The sequence below is a fragment of the Wolbachia endosymbiont of Drosophila tsacasi genome, from assembly GCF_028982115.1.
GTDB lineage: Bacteria > Pseudomonadota > Alphaproteobacteria > Rickettsiales > Anaplasmataceae > Wolbachia > Wolbachia pipientis_B.
Genome location: NZ_JAPQLJ010000009.1, coordinates 1 through 14826 on the forward strand (window position 1 = coordinate 1; position 14826 = coordinate 14826).

15 protein-coding genes are annotated in these 14826 nt (G+C 34.8%); 8 read left to right on the plus strand and 7 right to left on the minus strand.

Annotated elements, in window-relative coordinates; genetic code table 11:
• Window positions 1-342: 342 nt before the first annotated feature.
• On the plus strand, window positions 343-699 hold the full coding sequence (locus tag OZD70_RS00480) for a TrbC/VirB2 family protein (protein WP_182183409.1): 357 nt from the start codon (window positions 343-345) through the stop codon (window positions 697-699).
• 2 nt (window positions 700-701) lie between these two features.
• On the opposite strand, the gene OZD70_RS00485 is transcribed toward OZD70_RS00480, so the two are convergent.
• Window positions 702-1700 (minus strand): pyruvate dehydrogenase complex E1 component subunit beta, encoded by a 999-nt coding sequence (locus tag OZD70_RS00485; RefSeq protein WP_182183411.1) that lies wholly within the window; start codon window positions 1698-1700, stop codon window positions 702-704.
• A 239-nt stretch (window positions 1701-1939) separates the two neighbouring features.
• Window positions 1940-2125, minus strand: coding sequence for an IS630 transposase-related protein (locus OZD70_RS00490; protein ID WP_182183413.1), 186 nt, complete (start codon window positions 2123-2125; stop codon window positions 1940-1942).
• Window positions 2126-2337: 212 nt separating this feature from the next.
• Between OZD70_RS00490 and OZD70_RS06050 the strand changes: the two genes are divergently transcribed.
• Together OZD70_RS06050 and topA are read left to right on the plus strand one after the other, a co-directional pair.
• Complete coding sequence (locus OZD70_RS06050; protein WP_458695141.1) at window positions 2338-2469, plus strand: TomO hydrophobic C-terminal domain-containing protein; 132 nt, start codon at window positions 2338-2340, stop codon at window positions 2467-2469.
• Between the two features lie 87 nt (window positions 2470-2556).
• Window positions 2557-5007 carry a type I DNA topoisomerase gene (gene topA, locus OZD70_RS00495; protein ID WP_275020141.1) on the plus strand — a complete coding sequence of 817 codons (2451 nt, stop codon included), beginning with the start codon at window positions 2557-2559 and terminating at the stop codon, window positions 5005-5007.
• A 165-nt stretch (window positions 5008-5172) separates the two neighbouring features.
• Here topA and OZD70_RS00500 read toward each other — a convergent pair whose 3' ends face one another.
• Window positions 5173-5820, minus strand: a complete 648-nt coding sequence (locus tag OZD70_RS00500) for a heme exporter protein CcmB (protein ID WP_182183416.1) — start codon at window positions 5818-5820, stop codon at window positions 5173-5175.
• 107 nt (window positions 5821-5927) lie between these two features.
• Here OZD70_RS00500 and OZD70_RS00505 point away from each other — a divergent pair, with 107 nt between their 5' ends.
• The gene (locus tag OZD70_RS00505; protein ID WP_275020143.1) at window positions 5928-6320 is read left to right on the plus strand and encodes a TraR/DksA family transcriptional regulator; all 393 of its coding nucleotides are present in this window, start codon (window positions 5928-5930) and stop codon (window positions 6318-6320) included.
• Window positions 6321-6484: 164 nt separating this feature from the next.
• Here the strand turns inward: OZD70_RS00505 and ubiB are convergent, their stop codons facing one another.
• Window positions 6485-7906: a 2-polyprenylphenol 6-hydroxylase gene (gene ubiB / locus OZD70_RS00510; RefSeq protein WP_275020145.1), complete on the minus strand. Its 1422-nt coding sequence runs from the start codon at window positions 7904-7906 to the stop codon at window positions 6485-6487.
• On the minus strand, window positions 7903-8643 hold the full coding sequence (locus OZD70_RS00515) for a metal ABC transporter ATP-binding protein (protein WP_182183421.1): 741 nt from the start codon (window positions 8641-8643) through the stop codon (window positions 7903-7905). Before OZD70_RS00515 ends, ubiB begins: the two co-directional genes overlap by 4 nt.
• Between OZD70_RS00515 and OZD70_RS00520 the strand changes: the two genes are divergently transcribed.
• Entirely contained in the window at window positions 8635-9516 is an 882-nt protein-coding gene (locus OZD70_RS00520) for a zinc ABC transporter substrate-binding protein (protein WP_275020147.1), read from the plus strand. The genes OZD70_RS00515 and OZD70_RS00520 overlap by 9 nt on opposite strands.
• 508 nt (window positions 9517-10024) lie before the next feature.
• Here OZD70_RS00520 and OZD70_RS00525 read toward each other — a convergent pair.
• Both OZD70_RS00525 and rpmG read right to left on the minus strand, forming a co-directional pair.
• The gene (locus OZD70_RS00525; RefSeq protein WP_275020149.1) at window positions 10025-10300 is read right to left on the minus strand and encodes a helix-turn-helix domain-containing protein; all 276 of its coding nucleotides are present in this window, start codon (window positions 10298-10300) and stop codon (window positions 10025-10027) included.
• Window positions 10301-10325: 25 nt separating this feature from the next.
• Window positions 10326-10526 carry a 50S ribosomal protein L33 gene (gene rpmG / locus OZD70_RS00530; protein WP_064124823.1) on the minus strand — a complete coding sequence of 67 codons (201 nt, stop codon included), beginning with the start codon at window positions 10524-10526 and terminating at the stop codon, window positions 10326-10328.
• Between the two features lie 149 nt (window positions 10527-10675).
• Here rpmG and OZD70_RS00535 point away from each other — a divergent pair, with 149 nt between their 5' ends.
• The 3 genes from OZD70_RS00535 to OZD70_RS00545 all read left to right on the plus strand — a co-directional run bounded on the left by OZD70_RS00535 (window position 10676) and on the right by OZD70_RS00545 (window position 14821).
• Window positions 10676-12439 carry an Rne/Rng family ribonuclease gene (locus OZD70_RS00535; RefSeq protein WP_275020151.1) on the plus strand — a complete coding sequence of 588 codons (1764 nt, stop codon included), beginning with the start codon at window positions 10676-10678 and terminating at the stop codon, window positions 12437-12439.
• An 86-nt stretch (window positions 12440-12525) separates the two neighbouring features.
• Complete coding sequence (dnaK, locus tag OZD70_RS00540; RefSeq protein ID WP_275020153.1) at window positions 12526-14448, plus strand: molecular chaperone DnaK; 1923 nt, start codon at window positions 12526-12528, stop codon at window positions 14446-14448.
• 88 nt (window positions 14449-14536) lie between these two features.
• Window positions 14537-14821, plus strand: a complete 285-nt coding sequence (locus tag OZD70_RS00545; RefSeq protein WP_275020155.1) for a BolA/IbaG family iron-sulfur metabolism protein — start codon at window positions 14537-14539, stop codon at window positions 14819-14821.
• Window positions 14822-14826 lie beyond the last annotated feature (5 nt).

A 14826-nucleotide genomic window follows, 5' to 3' on the forward strand; every position in this document is an offset into this window, starting at 1 on the left:
ACTTGGATGACACCTTGACGATTTGAAGAATCATCATACCGCTACGTGTTAGCGGCTAAGAGATACCGCGGCGGTATGACGGTTAAGTAGGGTGTCATTCCAATCTGGAATCTAGTTCTTATTGTACATTTACTTGATGTAGAGTTAAGTTTCCTGGATCCAAGTAGTCAAGCTACTCGGATGACATCGTTTACTATGTGATATCGTGCCATATTACAATGTTCGTGCAGTTGTGTGTCAACTACCTTTGTGGCAACGTTTGTTATTCAATCTTTATGCTAGTTTTACTAAAAATTATAGTATTTTAGGTATAATTGCAATATCTAAATTTAAGGTATAGGGATGAACCCTAGGAAAGTTTTTAATATTCTTTTTATAGTATTATTTATTTCTTTTTCTCATGTTGGGAGTGCTGCCGCTGACACTAATACTGATACAACTGCTCAAGTAATATGTAATATTATTGGCTACGTTTGGGGAATAGGCGGACCGCTTATGACCGTAGTGATAATAGGTGCAGCTTTGCTTGCGATATTTGGTAGAATGCCATGGCCAGCTCTTTTTGCACTCGGTATATTTTGTGCTGTATTTTTCGGTGCTAAAACTATTGTGACAAAAGTAATGGGTGGTATAGGCAGCACTGGAAATACTTACTTGATGGACCAATGTGGAACAGGAGACACAAAAAAGAACCAATAGGGTTATTTTTTTCTAAAGCAGACCTGATGCACGGCTTCAACTATATCTTTCACTTGCGGTAATGCTTTTTTTTCTAGGTTTGCAGCGTAAGGTAAGGGGATGTCCTTGCCAGTTACGCGAATAACTGGAGCATCAAGGTAGTCAAATCCTTGTTCCATAACAACGGCTGACAGCTCTGCTCCTATTCCTGCAAATGGCCATCCTTCTTCTACACTAACTAACCTATTAGTCTTCTGAATAGAGTTAATAACAGTTTGAGTGTCAAGTGGTCTTAAGGCTCTGAGGTCAATAACTTCAGCTTCTATACCTTCACCTGAAAGTAAATCTGCTGCGTTTAAAGCATCCATTAATTTCAGTGAGAAAGCAGTGATAGTTACATCCTTTCCTTCCCGTATAACAGCAGCCTTGCCTATCTCAAGTAGATAATCTTTATTTGACAGCTCAGAGTCAGAAATTTCATGTTCATGTCCGTAAGCTATTTCGTTTTCTAGAAATATTACCGGACTCAGGTCACGAATTGCAGCTTTAAGCAGACCTCTGCAATCGGAGGCAAAGTAAGGTACTATCACTTTTAATCCCGGTATATGCGAATACCAAGATGCAAAGCATTGAGAGTGTTGTGCAGCAACTCTTGCTGCAGCACCATTTGGCCCACGAAATACTATGGGGCATCCAAGTTGTCCACCTGACATATAATTTGTTTTTGCTGCAGAATTCACGATTTGGTCGATAGCCTGCATAGAAAAATTAAAAGTCATAAATTCGACAATTGGCTTTAATCCAGCGAATGCTGCTCCAACAGCAAGGCCAGCAAATCCATGTTCGGTAATAGGTGTATCAACTACCCTATTTTCTCCAAATTCTTTCAGTAATCCTTTTGTTACTTTATAGGCACCATCATACTCTGCAACTTCTTCACCGATGATCAACACGTCAGGGTCGTTTTGCATTTCTTCTCTGATCGCTGTGCATAAAGCTTCTCTTACACTTAAGGTTGCCATTTATAAACTTTTATAGACTTTAACTAAAGTAACTATATCAGAATTACTAGGAAGCGTACAAATTAAGTTTTACAAACTGACCTTACCCAGATGATATGAATAAGTATTGCTTGGTTGAAAGCAAGAGAAGATAATAACTTCTTAGAGTGGATAGGTGGCAGTTCTTTTGAGGCACTTTCTGCTCTTACATGGAGTGTAGGAAGAAGACCTAGTGACCCAGATTCTGCCACCGGTGAGGCTCAGTCACCTTTTTGATAGCCTGAAGATGGCTTTATGTTTCCTGTTTCTTTTTTCCTTTTCCTCCATAAATATATTGTTTTTATATTCAGTTTAAATATTTCACTAATTCTTTTTATCGTCATTGTTTTTTCATCAACTGCTTTGAGAACTTGTTCTCTGAGGTCTTCACTATATAGGCTTGGCATTTTTCATCTCTTTAATATGCCATTATAACCTATTCTATCCTTCAGGTAAACCTTTCTTGGGTTAGCTATATAGATAAAGTGGCTTAGGTTTACCTACAATTTGAAAAACAACAAATTCGTCATTCCGCTACTCGTTAGCGGAATTTATGCTGAGATACCGCGAATGAATCGCGGTATGACGTAGGCAAACCTTTCTTGGGTTAGCTATAGCAGTGGGAATAGCAGTTGGAGCTTGTTGTCTGGTTGCTGCTGCAATCATATACTATTGGAACAGACCTTCAAATTCACTTGAAAATAGCAAGGTCCAAGGGTTTTCTGGAAACCATGAACAACCTACTCTGTAAAATTCACAAGACCTATTAAAATATTTTTTTACTTTTCATCGTATATTTCTCAACATATTATCTTTAAATACTAAAATAATTAACAATATGGCATTATTAATAGTTGAATCACCTGCGAAAGCAAAGACAATAGGTAAATATTTGAGTAAAGAGTTCAAAGTAGCTGCATCTTTTGGCCATGTAAGAGATCTTCCAGCAAAAAATGGCTCCGTCGATCCGGATAATGATTTTGCTATAAAGTATGAAACCATTGAAAAAGCAGAAAAGTATATAAAAGAGTTAGTAAAAGCAGCGAGTAAAGCATCAGATATATATCTTGCAACAGACCCAGACAGAGAAGGGGAAGCAATGGCTTGGCATGTGATAGAGACATTAAAAGAAAAGAAAGCAATCAGTAATGAAAACAACATTTATAGAGTAGTCTTTAATGAGATAACAAAGAGAGCAGTGCAAGAAGCAATAAAGAATCCACGTGAAATTAATATGGACTTAGTGCGCGCACAGCAAACACGCAGAGCTTTGGATTACCTAGTTGGATTTAGTTTGTCACCACTGTTATGGACGAAATTGTCGGGGAGTAAGTCTGCAGGGCGAGTGCAGTCTGTTGCATTAAAGCTTATATGCGAACGGGAAGATGAAATCAGTAAGTTTATAACACAGGAGTATTGGAGCATAAAGGCAGAAATGCAAAATAGCAAAGATGAGACTTTTTTTGCTATGCTAAGCCACTATGATAATAAAAAGCTAGAAAAATTTGATATTAAGAATGAAGAAGAGGCAAAGAACTTAGCCAGGGAGATTGAGTCAAGGCAGTATGCTGTAAGCACAGTAGAACGCAAGCAAGTTAAGAGAAACCCGCTTTCTCCATTTATTACTTCAAGTCTTCAGCAAGATGCAGTGAACAAGCTGTATTTTAACGTGAAAAATGTTATGCGCATAGCGCAAAATTTATATGAAGGTATCGATATTGGTGGTGAAACTGTAGGGTTGATAACTTACATGCGTACAGATGGGTTTTATATTGCAGATGAGGCTATAAACTCAATTAGAGGGTCAATTAAGTCGTTATATGGTGATAAATATTTACCACAGTCTCCTCGTAAATATGTAAAAAAGGTCAAAAATGCTCAAGAAGCACATGAAGCAATCCGGCCAACTGATATAAATAGAACACCAAATAATATTAAGGATTACTTAACGCCAGAGCAATTTAAATTGTATGATTTAATCTGGAAAAGAACCATTGCAAGTCAAATGGAATCGGCGATTCTTGATCAAGTGGTAGTTGAAATTAGTTCTATTGATCAGAAAGTGATTCTGCGAGCAAGTGGATCAAGTATATTCTTTGATGGTTTTTATAAAGTCTATCAAGATAACATGGAAGCCGAAAATGAAGGCCTGCTACCTGCCATGAAGGAAGGGGAAGCGTGTAAGCTGATTTTAGTTGAGCCAAAACAGCATTTCACTCAACCCCCACCTCGTTATAGTGAAGCAAGTATCGTTAAAAAAATGGAAGAAATCGGTATAGGTCGCCCGTCAACTTATGCAACAATTATTTCGGTATTACAAGATCGTGAGTATGTTTCATTGGATAACAAAAGATTTATTCCAAGCAGCCGCGGTAAAATTGTTACTATATTTTTAGAAACTTTTTTTCAGCGTTGTGTAGAGCATGATTTCACAGCACAAATGGAAGAAAAGCTTGATTTAATCTCAAATGGCTGTGCAGATTGGAAAAAAGAATTGAGCCATTTTTGGGTGCCATTTTTTGGTCATGTAAACTCTGTCAAGCAAATGACGCATGATGAAGTTTTCAGCAGCATTCACGATTTGGTAATCGATCGGTTTTGTTCAGAAGAAGGAAAAAAAGAGGTGAATACGAAATGTCCTATTTGCTCTGATGGCATATTGAAATTGAACTTTGGGCGAACAGGAGTGTTCCTTGGATGTTCTAACTATCCTGAATGCAACCATACAAAAGAAATTACAGGCAGTAATGACAATTCAGAATATCCAAAAAGTTTAGGTGTAGATGATATAACAGGCCAAGAGGTAGTAATTAAAAAAGGTCCTTTTGGGCTTTACCTGGAGTTTAATAGTGAGCCTGGAAAGAAAAAAACGGTTTCTATACCAAAAGATATAAATGTTAATGACATTGATCTAAATACCGCTATTCAGTTGCTCTCCTTGCCAAAAATAATTGGAGAACACCCAGAAACCGGAAAGGAAGTAAAAATAGGCCTTGGACGATTCGGGTACTATATTTTCTATGATGGTAGATACTTTTCTCTTAAGAAAAGCTCCAAAGAGGTGCTGAATACAGAATTGAGCGAAGTTGTGCAAATTATTGCAAACAGTCCACGCAAAGAGTTAAAGTCTCTCGGGATTAATGAAAAAGGAAAAGAAGTTTTCATCTGCAACGGTAGGTATGGATTTTATATAAAATGCGGTAAAATAAACGTTGCTTTGGGCAAGAGTGCAGATATTGAGAGTATAGATTTGAAGAAGGCTTTAGAGTTGATTAAGAATAAAAAGTAGACTTCTTGCATAACCATATGACGAGCTTTTATTGGGAATAGAAATGAAAAAACTTGCTTGACGCCATTTGTTGTAAACTCACTTTTTCTTGATTTTTTGGTTTATCTTGTCTACCTATTTTGTCACTCTGCTAAGCAGATACCTACTGAATAACAGTAAGATTTTTCAATCCTGTTCCACAGCAAATTTTAATGCCATGTGAGTAGTTATAGTACTGTTAACAATCAAAATGACAAAAATTAACATGGTGATTAGTAGTGTATAAATGTTCAAGGACAAATTTTCAAATTGAGTTAGCATTTTAAAATACACAAAGGTTGGCATTATCATTGGCAAAACAAGAATTTGCGATACTCCTGATGCTAAGTTGTTTCGACCAATCATCAATGCATTTCCAGTAGCTGAAATATTAATGATTATCAGCGTATTAAATAATAAAGACACTCCAACTGCTATTGAGTGTTCAATACTATTGCCTAGAACTGCAAAGCTGAATATGGAAGAAATTACTGAAATCGGTAGCCCAAATAATAACCAGTGAGCGAAAATTTTATAAGCAACTATAAGCCTAGAAGAGAGTGGCTGTACAAAGATTTGCTCTAATATTCCATCATGATAATCAGATGTAAACAAATTATTTGTAGAGATCTGCAAAACAAATGTAGCACATATCCATGTTAATGTTAACATAACTTCTTGTTTATTGTTGTTTTCAAGTGTAAATGAAGATAAACTTAACATTATAATAAAAATACATACTATATGGGTAAGATTATTAATATCCATTGCTAATTTTTTTACTAAGTTGATCATACTAGGCTTTTAAATGTTTATTATAAATTATAGTGTTTACTTTGAGGGTAGTATAATTTTTTGTTCATAAGTTATATAGGTTTTATTATTTTTTTGATAATGTAATTATGGAAAAGCCACCGAAAATAAAGTCACCAGAGGATTACACTCCTTCAGAAGATGAAGAATATATGAGCGTAAAACAACTGGAATACTTCAACTTAAAGTTACAATCAATACTCGCTGAGTTGGAGAAACAAGAACTAGAAGATAATAGTATTGATACATACTATTCTGATGGAGATAGTGGAAATGAGGAATTAATCAAGCGCCGAAAAGATAGAAAAGAAAAGATTAAGGAGGCGTTAGAAAAAATAAAATTAGGTACTTATGGTTACTGCGATGGAACAGGAGAAGAAATAGGAGTCGAAAGACTTAAAGCTAATCCGCTTGCTATATATTGTATTGAAGAGCAAGAGAGAGTAGAAAAAGAAAAGAACGTGTACAACATTAACGATTAATTTACACATAAGTGGTGAGCCATTGGGCTTCAAGAGGATCAAGAGGCGCTGAAGTATGTTATGCTATAAAGAAAGTGGAAAATTGGACATTCTCAACTCGACTCCTGCAGATTAAAAATTAAGTTGAATTAAAAATTGGGTTTGACGCAGTTTTTTCCCATAGTTTAAGAAATTAAAAATTTAACGATTAGAATTATAATTACAAACCACAGTAAAAAATAGACTTTTCCATTTGATTTATTTTTAACTTGTAATTTTTTATCAGCTATTAGGTTTAATTTTTCTATAAGGCTAAATATCCCTTGGACTGTTTTTACAGGATAAGAATTTCTAATTTTTTCCCTATACCCTATTTTACTTTCATGTTGACTGCTTATCCACGCTTCAACTACTTTCCACATATTGATTTCTGGGTAGATCTTTCTACATGTCCCTTCCAGTAAAATCATAGTTTTCTGCAGCAATAACAATTGTGTTTGAACTTTCATATCAAAATCACCAGTTATTTTTAATAGCTGAGCAAGTAAACTAGCAAATGAAATCTTCTGTATAGGCTGCCCAATAATAGGTTCACCTATTGCCCTGCAGGCTGTGACAAAATTTCTATGCTGTGATGAAACGTAACCAGCTTTAAAGTGCATTTTTGCAACGTGATCATAATCCCGATTTAAAAAGCCTTTGAGTATCTCTATAACGTAATAGCATGTCTCATGATCTATTCTACCCATGATTCCACAATCCATGGCAATAATATTGTTATTACTATCAACCATTAGATTTCCAGGATGCATATCAGCATGAAAAAAACAATCCCTGTATACCTGATTACAAAACGATTCTATAAGGTTGATAGCTATTTGCTTATGATTATTCAGTTTTTCAATTTCGTATATTGGCGTTGCTTCTATCCATTCTAATGTTAAAACCTGTCTTGCAGTTCTATTCCAATCTACTTCAGGTACGTAAAAACCTCTGTCATCTTTTGTGTTTTCCTTTAACTCTGAAGAGTAAGCAGCTTCAAAGCGTAGATCTAACTCTACTCGGCAAATTTCAGCAAAAGTTTTGACTAACTCAATTGGTTTCAGCCTTTTTGATTGTTCGCTAAATTTTTCTGCAATTTCCGCAAGCCAAGAAAGCATCTTTATATCCCTTGAGAATGTTTTCTCAATATTTGGCCTTAAAACCTTCACAGCAACTTCCTTACCCTCAGTTGTAACCGCTCTATGCACCTGAGAAATCGATGCTGCTGCAATTGGCTTTTCAGAAAAGCTTGAAAAAATGTCGCTCAATTTACAATTAAACTCACTTTCTATAGTTTTAACTGCTATTTTATGTGAAAATGATGGCAATCTATCACATATCAATAACAAGTTATTTGTTATATCCTCATTTAAAACATCAGTACGTGATGAGATAGACTGCCCAAACTTAATGAACACCGGACCTAATTTTTCAAGAGCACACTTTAGCTTATGGCCTTGTATTTTATTTATTGATTTCTTTGATGGTGGAAGCAAACAAGGTAATATATTGTAACGTGTCAGCAATGTAGTTATGTGCAGAAGACGCAAAATATTTTGAATCATTTTGCTGCGTAACTGCTAAATATTTCATTTAGGGTTTTATTTTTCATAATCTCATCAGGCTTGCCTTGGCAATAGATAGTATTATTTATACAAATTACGTAATCTGAGGATGGTAGAGCAGAGTTAAGATCATGAGAAGTCATAAGAATCGATACCAATCGTTTTTTTGCTATTTTATTTATAATATCATAAAATTTAGCCCGCGCGTTAATATCCAGTGCACTGACTGGTTCATCTAGAATGATCAAGTCAGGCTCTGCAATTAAACAACGTGCAAGCAGTAGTAGTTGTGTTTGCCCTGCAGAAATTTCTAACACTTGATTCTTCAAAATGTTACCGATACCAACCAACTCTATCGCTTCTGTAATAATGGATTGATTTTTCTTTAGTCTTTTCAAGGAGCTATTTAAAAGGAAATATTCAACTGTTATTGGCATCAAATTACTAATACTAAAATTTTGCGGCATATAGCCAATTTTTATGTTGTCAGCAAATACGATACTACCGGTACAGCTTTTATTTATGCCAGCAATTGCTTTCACTAAAGAGGTTTTACCTCCACCATTTGGACCAAGTATTGTAATTACGTCTCCTCTTTCCATGAACATATTGATATTGTCAAGGATTCTTTTACCACCATATGTGAGAGCAAGGTTTTCTATTTTTAGAACACGATTATTGACATTATTTAACTTTTTGGCAAAATTTAACTTCTTCTCAACATTTATATGAGACATTTACTGGCTTTTTTTCTATTACTTTCATTTACACTATACTATAATATTGCCTTTTCATCCAATTTAAAAGTTGTAGCTACAATCAAACCTATCCACTCACTTGTAGCTTCTGTGACAGAAGGGATTTTAGAACCGGAATTGCTTGGCTATGCAACATCTGCACATAATTATATATTAAAGCCGTCTGATGCGAGTAATTTGGAATCAAGTGATGTCATATTTTACACCGACGATAACTTAGAGACGTTTGTTCAAACTTTCGCCAAAAATAATAAAGAACTAGTGCAATTATCAAAGATAATCAACCTACTTCCTGCTCGGCCACATTCATTTTCTAGAAAAATTACCAATACTCAAGATGAAAAAGACCTACACATTTGGCTGAGTCCCGAAAATGCAAAGAGCATGATACTTTTTATAAGTGCAACATTGTCTAACATAGATAAAGAAAATTTCCATCGATACAACTCTAATGCAACAAAAGCTATAAAGAAAATAGACCAAGAAGTAAAAGAAATCGTGAAAGAACTGAATGATTTTAAAAATCAAAAATACATCGTCACTCACGATGCTTATCAATATTTTGAAAAATATTTTGGTTTAAATCACCCAAGCGCCATTCTTTCTATAGAAGAGGATTCGTACATAGGTATGAGGAGTTTAATGAAGCTAAAAAAGATAATGAAGGAAGAAAACGTTAAATGTATATTTGCTCATTCACAAGAAGATAGCATAAAGCCTAATGCTCTTTCTAATGACGCAAAAATGGTAGTTCTTGATCCTATTGGATCAGACATAGAGCCTGGAAAAGATGCATATCTAGCTATAATCAATAGCATTGCACAAAATTTCAAATCTTGTTTTGTTGAGTAACAAGTTCCCTTTTAGCTTGCTGTTTTATTGTTCTGCAAATCAAGAAGAAGTGAGTTTACAACAAATGGTGTCATTCCAGTCTGGAATCCAGCTTTTTCATAATCATCAAAACGTTGTATTTTATGCTTACTAACTTAATAAAATTCCTGGATCCCAGACTGGGATGACATCGTAGGGGTGTTGGCCCTGACAATCGTCATCCCGCTACTTGTTAGCAGGATCTAGAGATACCGCGGCGGCATGACGATAAGGTTTATACCTTGTCATCCCAGTGCTTGACACCGGGATTAATTTATCTTGTCTACCTTGTTTTGCCACTCCGCTGAACGGACAATGGCGTCAACTTAAGGAAAAATATCAGCGATAGTGTATAAAATTTCTCTCTAAAATTTTTACCATTAAATTACCCAAAAGCTGCAATAAACAGCACTTTTGTTTCTGTTTTATTTCAACAAAGAAGTCTCAAATGTATCCTTAAGTTGACGCCATTGGCTGAACGGATACCATATTATGCAGGTTTAGAATTATGCTTTATTCTTACGCTTATGTCTTGATCCAATGCAACCAATAAGTTAAGCAAGTATTCTAAGGAGAACCCTTCGACTTTTGATCTATTGATTTGAGATACTTTAGGTTGATCAATCTTTAGAGCGTTTGCTGCTTTTTTCTGTGTTTTGTACTTCTTACCTATTAATTGTGCAATGACCTTTATTAATTTCAGTTTTGTATCTTTTACAGCCCCCAACTCTACTATTATAGGATAACTTAATTGTAAATTTTGCATAATAATAAAATTCCTTATAAAAAAACTACTTTAATTTTTCTTCTTTAAATAATACGTGCCTTCTGACTACTGGGTCATATTTCCTAAACTCCAGTTTTCTAGTGAGCTTTTTTGGATTACGCTTTTTTACATAAAAATAGCCAGTTGATTTTTCTTCACCAGTTTTTGTTATCTTGATTGCAGTGCTAACTAACTTAACGAGCAAAGAAGCATTTTTTTTCGCCATACTTATAATGATATAATAAATTCTATGCGAGTTTATTACGCAAAACACTAAAAGTCAACCGAATAATGCAGATCGTAAAATTCTTGACAATCAACAGTGCATTAAGTAGTATGAAGTTAACTTCAGAATGAAAAGCAAACGGTAAATAAGTGGCAAATAGCGGCAAAAGGTTATTATTGATAGAAAATTATGCCTGTTCTAATGAGGTAAGAGTTGCCTTATCAGTTAATAACAAGGTTGTAGAATTTGAACAAGAATTCAAGGAAAAAAAACAGTTAAGAGGTAATATATACGTTGCTTATGTAAAGCGTATAGAGCCTTCTTTGCAAGCTGTATTTATTGAATATGGAAAAAACAAGCAAGGTTTTTTATCTTTTTCCGAGATATCTCTAAATTACTTCAATATTCCAGAAAAAGAAAAGGAAACTATCTTTGAGGGCTACTCAAATGACGATTGTACAGAAGAAGCCCCAGCAAATGTTTCTTCAGATTCTGCAGCTAGTAAAAATGTTAACGAGTCAGGTAGTGGTTTTGTAAGAGAGGTACCTTTATATAAAAAATACAAATTACAAGATGTTATTTCAGTAAATCAAAAAGTATTGGTTCAGCTAACTAAAGAGGAACGAGGTAATAAAGGAGCTTCATTTACAACATACATAACTTTAGTGGGTAGATACTGTGTTTTCATGCCAAATTCCATGAGTAAAGGTGGAGTGTCCCGCAGAATTGAAGATGCTAATGTCAGAAAGCAGTTAAAGGATATACTGAGTTCAATAAGCTTACCAAAAAGATCAGGTTTAATAATAAGAACTGTTGGTTCAGGAAAAAATAAGAAAGAAATTGAGCAGGATTACAATTACTTATCCTCATTATGGCAGAGCATTCAAAAAAATGCCTTCTCTGTAAATGCTCCATCATTAATTTACAATGAAGCAGATGTAATTATGAGATCTGTTCGTGATTTTTGTAGTGATGGTATAGAAGTTATAGTGTCTGGAAAGGAAGCTTTTGAAGCAGTTAGGCAATATGCCAACAATGCACTAAAAGGTGGTAAGTTGCGCTATAGATTGTATAGAGGTTGTGTTCCTATCTTTACCTACTACGGAATAGAAGACCAAATTTCTGAGTTATATAGCAATAGAGTAGAATTGCCATCTGGTGGGTCTTTGATAATAACTTTAACTGAGGCGTTTGTTTCAATAGACGTAAATTCAGGAAAGATGACAGGAGAAGATAGTATAGAAGAAACAGCTTATAGAACCAACATGGAAGCAGTACCTGAAATATCAAGACAGGTGAATCTTAGAGGCCTATCAGGATTAATAGTAGTCGATTTTATTGATATGTTGAAATATCAGTATTGCAGAGCTGTTGAGTCTGCTATAAGGCAAGCGTTTAAAGATGATAAAGCTAAGGTTCAATTTAGCTATATAAATGACTTTGGTTTAATGGTATTTTCAAGACAAAGAATTAAACCAAATATACAAGAAATTAATACTACAGAGTGTTTACACTGCAAAGGTACTGGAAGAGTAAAATCAAACGAAGTAATTGTTGCATCGATACTAAGGGACTTACAACATATTGCTAATAAGAATCGAAATAAGTCTTTTGATTTAGTAGCACACAGTGCAGTTATAGCGCACATTTTTAATAACAAACGCAATACAGTTTCTACAATCGAAAAAGAGTTTAATATTATATTTAACGTTAATGTTGATAACAGTTTAGATGTAAACACATTTGTTTTAAAACAAGGAGATGATGTTAATTTAAACGATTATAAGCCATTACAGAACTCTGGATACCAAATTGGGGATAGCAGTAATGAAGAAGCTGATAATTCAAATAAACTACGAAGCAATTTTTGGTTGACTAAGTGGCTTTCGCGCCTTTTAAGTTCTAATAACTAATTAGAAACCTAAATTGGGCTTGTAATTAATGAGTCCTATACTTATATATTCTTATATCAGATAATATTTACAATGGGGTACTCATTATGGGGAGAGCAATAGGTATAGATCTCGGGACAACAAATTCTTGTGTTGCAATAATGCAGGGCAAAGATACAAAGGTAATAGAAAATAAAGAAGGGGCAAGAACTACTCCGTCTATAATCGCATTCACTTCGTCAGGAGAAAAATTGATTGGTGCTCCAGCAAAAAGGCAAGCAACCACCAATGCAAGTAATACCTTTTTTGCTACTAAGAGATTAATAGGCCGCCAATACGGTGATTCTGAAATGAAAAATCTAAACGTGCCGTATAAAGTGTTTGCAGCAAAAAATGGTGATGCATGGGTTAAAACCACTGATAATAAAGAATACTCTCCTAGTCAAATTGGTGCATTTATACTACAAAACATGAAAGAGGCAGCAGAAGCTTATCTTGGAGAGGAAGTAAAAGATGCTGTGATAACAGTGCCAGCATACTTCAACGACTCTCAACGTCAAGCAACAAAAGATGCAGGAAAAATCGCCGGATTAAATGTACTCAGAATAGTAAATGAACCGACTGCTGCAGCGCTTGCTTATGGTCTTGATAAGAAACATGGGCACACAATAGTGGTGTATGACCTTGGAGGTGGTACATTTGATGTCTCAATACTTGAAATAGGTGAAGGGGTTTTTGAAGTAAAGGCTACAAATGGTGACACTCATCTTGGAGGTGAAGATTTTGATAATGCAATAGTGAGTTATTTACTAGATGAATTCAAGAAAAATGATGGCATTGATTTGAAAAATGATCCAATGGCTATGCAAAGAATCAAAGAAGCTGCTGAAAAAGCGAAAATTGAATTATCAAGTGCAATGGAAACGGAAATAAATCTACCATTTATTACAGCTGATGCAAGTGGTCCAAAACACTTAAATATGAAATTAATGAGAGCAAAACTTGAAAGCTTAGTGAATGGTTTAATCGAAAGAACTATGGCTCCTTGTAAAAAAGCTCTTGAAGATGCTGGTTTGTCTGCTAGTCAAATTGGCGAAGTAGTTCTCGTTGGTGGCATGACTCGTATGCCAAAAGTTATAGAGAAAGTTAAAGAATTCTTTGGCAAAGATCCACATAGAGGAGTAAATCCTGATGAAGTTGTAGCAATTGGAGCTGCAATACAAGCGGCGATCATTCAAGGTGATGTAAGAGATGTGCTACTACTTGATGTGACTCCACTTTCTCTTGGTATTGAAACTCTAGGAGGAGTATTTACTCCACTTATTGAACGTAATACTACTATCCCCACTAAAAAATCTCAGGTGTTTTCAACTGCAGAAGATAACCAAACAGCCGTTACAATTAAGGTACATCAAGGTGAAAGAAAATTGGCGGTTGATAACAAGTTACTTGGTCAGTTTAGTTTGGAAGGAATACCTCCTGCTCCTCGTGGAGTTCCTCAGATCGAAGTAACATTTGACATAGATGCAAATGGAATAGCACACGTTTCTGCAAAAGATAAAGCTACTGGAAAAGAGCAAAAGATACGCATTCAATCTTCAGGTGGTCTATCTGATGATGAAATAAATCGCATGGTAAAAGAAGCTGAAGAAAAAGCGCAAGAAGATGAAAAGCGCAAAAAGTTTATTGAGGTGAAAAACCAAGCGGATAGCTTAGTCCATTCTACAGAAAAGTCTCTGACAGAGTATGGTGATAAAGTTTCACCAGAAGATAAATCTGCTATTGAAAATGCAGTTAACGAATTAAAAGAAGTTAGTAAATCTGATAACATTGATAACGCTGATTCAATCCAGCAGAAAGTTACTAATCTTTCTCAATTATCTATGAAACTTGGAGAAGCTATGTATAATGCCTCACAACAAAATAGTGCTGGAAATGGCTTTTCATCAGAAGGGAATCCAAATGATAAAGAAGGAAAAGTAGTAGATTCTGATTATCAAGACATAGATAATAAAGAAGAGAATAAGTAATTGTGTATTGTTATATCACTTTTCCTGTCATCCCAGTGTCAGCTACTTGGATGACAAGAGGAGTATATTGTTGCTTAAAGAAACCATTATGGATATTATTAAAACAATAGAAGAAAAAATACGCGATTCGATAGATGTAATTGATATCAACATTATCGATGAATCAGTAAAGCATGCTGATCATTATTTTGCTTCATCTTCAACATTACCTTCGCACATTGAATTAATATTAATATCTGACGGCTTTATTAGAATGAGCATTCTAAAAAGACATAAGTTGATTTATGAGTTATTGAAGGGTGAGATAGAGCTAATACATGCAGTTTCTCTTCACTTGTATACGCAAAATGAGTACAATTTAAAAAATAAATAATAAAA

Excerpts from the sequence above, each read along its gene's own strand:
- OZD70_RS00480 (WP_182183409.1), top strand. The coding sequence starts at position 343 with ATGAACCCTAGGAAAGTTTTTAATATTCTTTTTATAGTATTATTTATT.
- OZD70_RS00485 (WP_182183411.1), bottom strand. The coding sequence starts at position 1,700 with ATGGCAACCTTAAGTGTAAGAGAAGCTTTATGCACAGCGATCAGAGAA.
- OZD70_RS00490 (WP_182183413.1), bottom strand. The coding sequence starts at position 2,125 with ATGCCAAGCCTATATAGTGAAGACCTCAGAGAACAAGTTCTCAAAGCA.
- topA (WP_275020141.1), top strand. The coding sequence starts at position 2,557 with ATGGCATTATTAATAGTTGAATCACCTGCGAAAGCAAAGACAATAGGT.
- OZD70_RS00500 (WP_182183416.1), bottom strand. The coding sequence starts at position 5,820 with ATGATCAACTTAGTAAAAAAATTAGCAATGGATATTAATAATCTTACC.
- OZD70_RS00505 (WP_275020143.1), top strand. The coding sequence starts at position 5,928 with ATGGAAAAGCCACCGAAAATAAAGTCACCAGAGGATTACACTCCTTCA.
- ubiB (WP_275020145.1), bottom strand. The coding sequence starts at position 7,906 with ATGATTCAAAATATTTTGCGTCTTCTGCACATAACTACATTGCTGACA.
- OZD70_RS00520 (WP_275020147.1), top strand. The coding sequence starts at position 8,635 with ATGAGACATTTACTGGCTTTTTTTCTATTACTTTCATTTACACTATAC.
- OZD70_RS00515 (WP_182183421.1), bottom strand. The coding sequence starts at position 8,643 with ATGTCTCATATAAATGTTGAGAAGAAGTTAAATTTTGCCAAAAAGTTA.
- OZD70_RS00525 (WP_275020149.1), bottom strand. The coding sequence starts at position 10,300 with ATGCAAAATTTACAATTAAGTTATCCTATAATAGTAGAGTTGGGGGCT.
- rpmG (WP_064124823.1), bottom strand. The coding sequence starts at position 10,526 with ATGGCGAAAAAAAATGCTTCTTTGCTCGTTAAGTTAGTTAGCACTGCA.
- dnaK (WP_275020153.1), top strand. The coding sequence starts at position 12,526 with ATGGGGAGAGCAATAGGTATAGATCTCGGGACAACAAATTCTTGTGTT.
- OZD70_RS00545 (WP_275020155.1), top strand. The coding sequence starts at position 14,537 with ATGGATATTATTAAAACAATAGAAGAAAAAATACGCGATTCGATAGAT.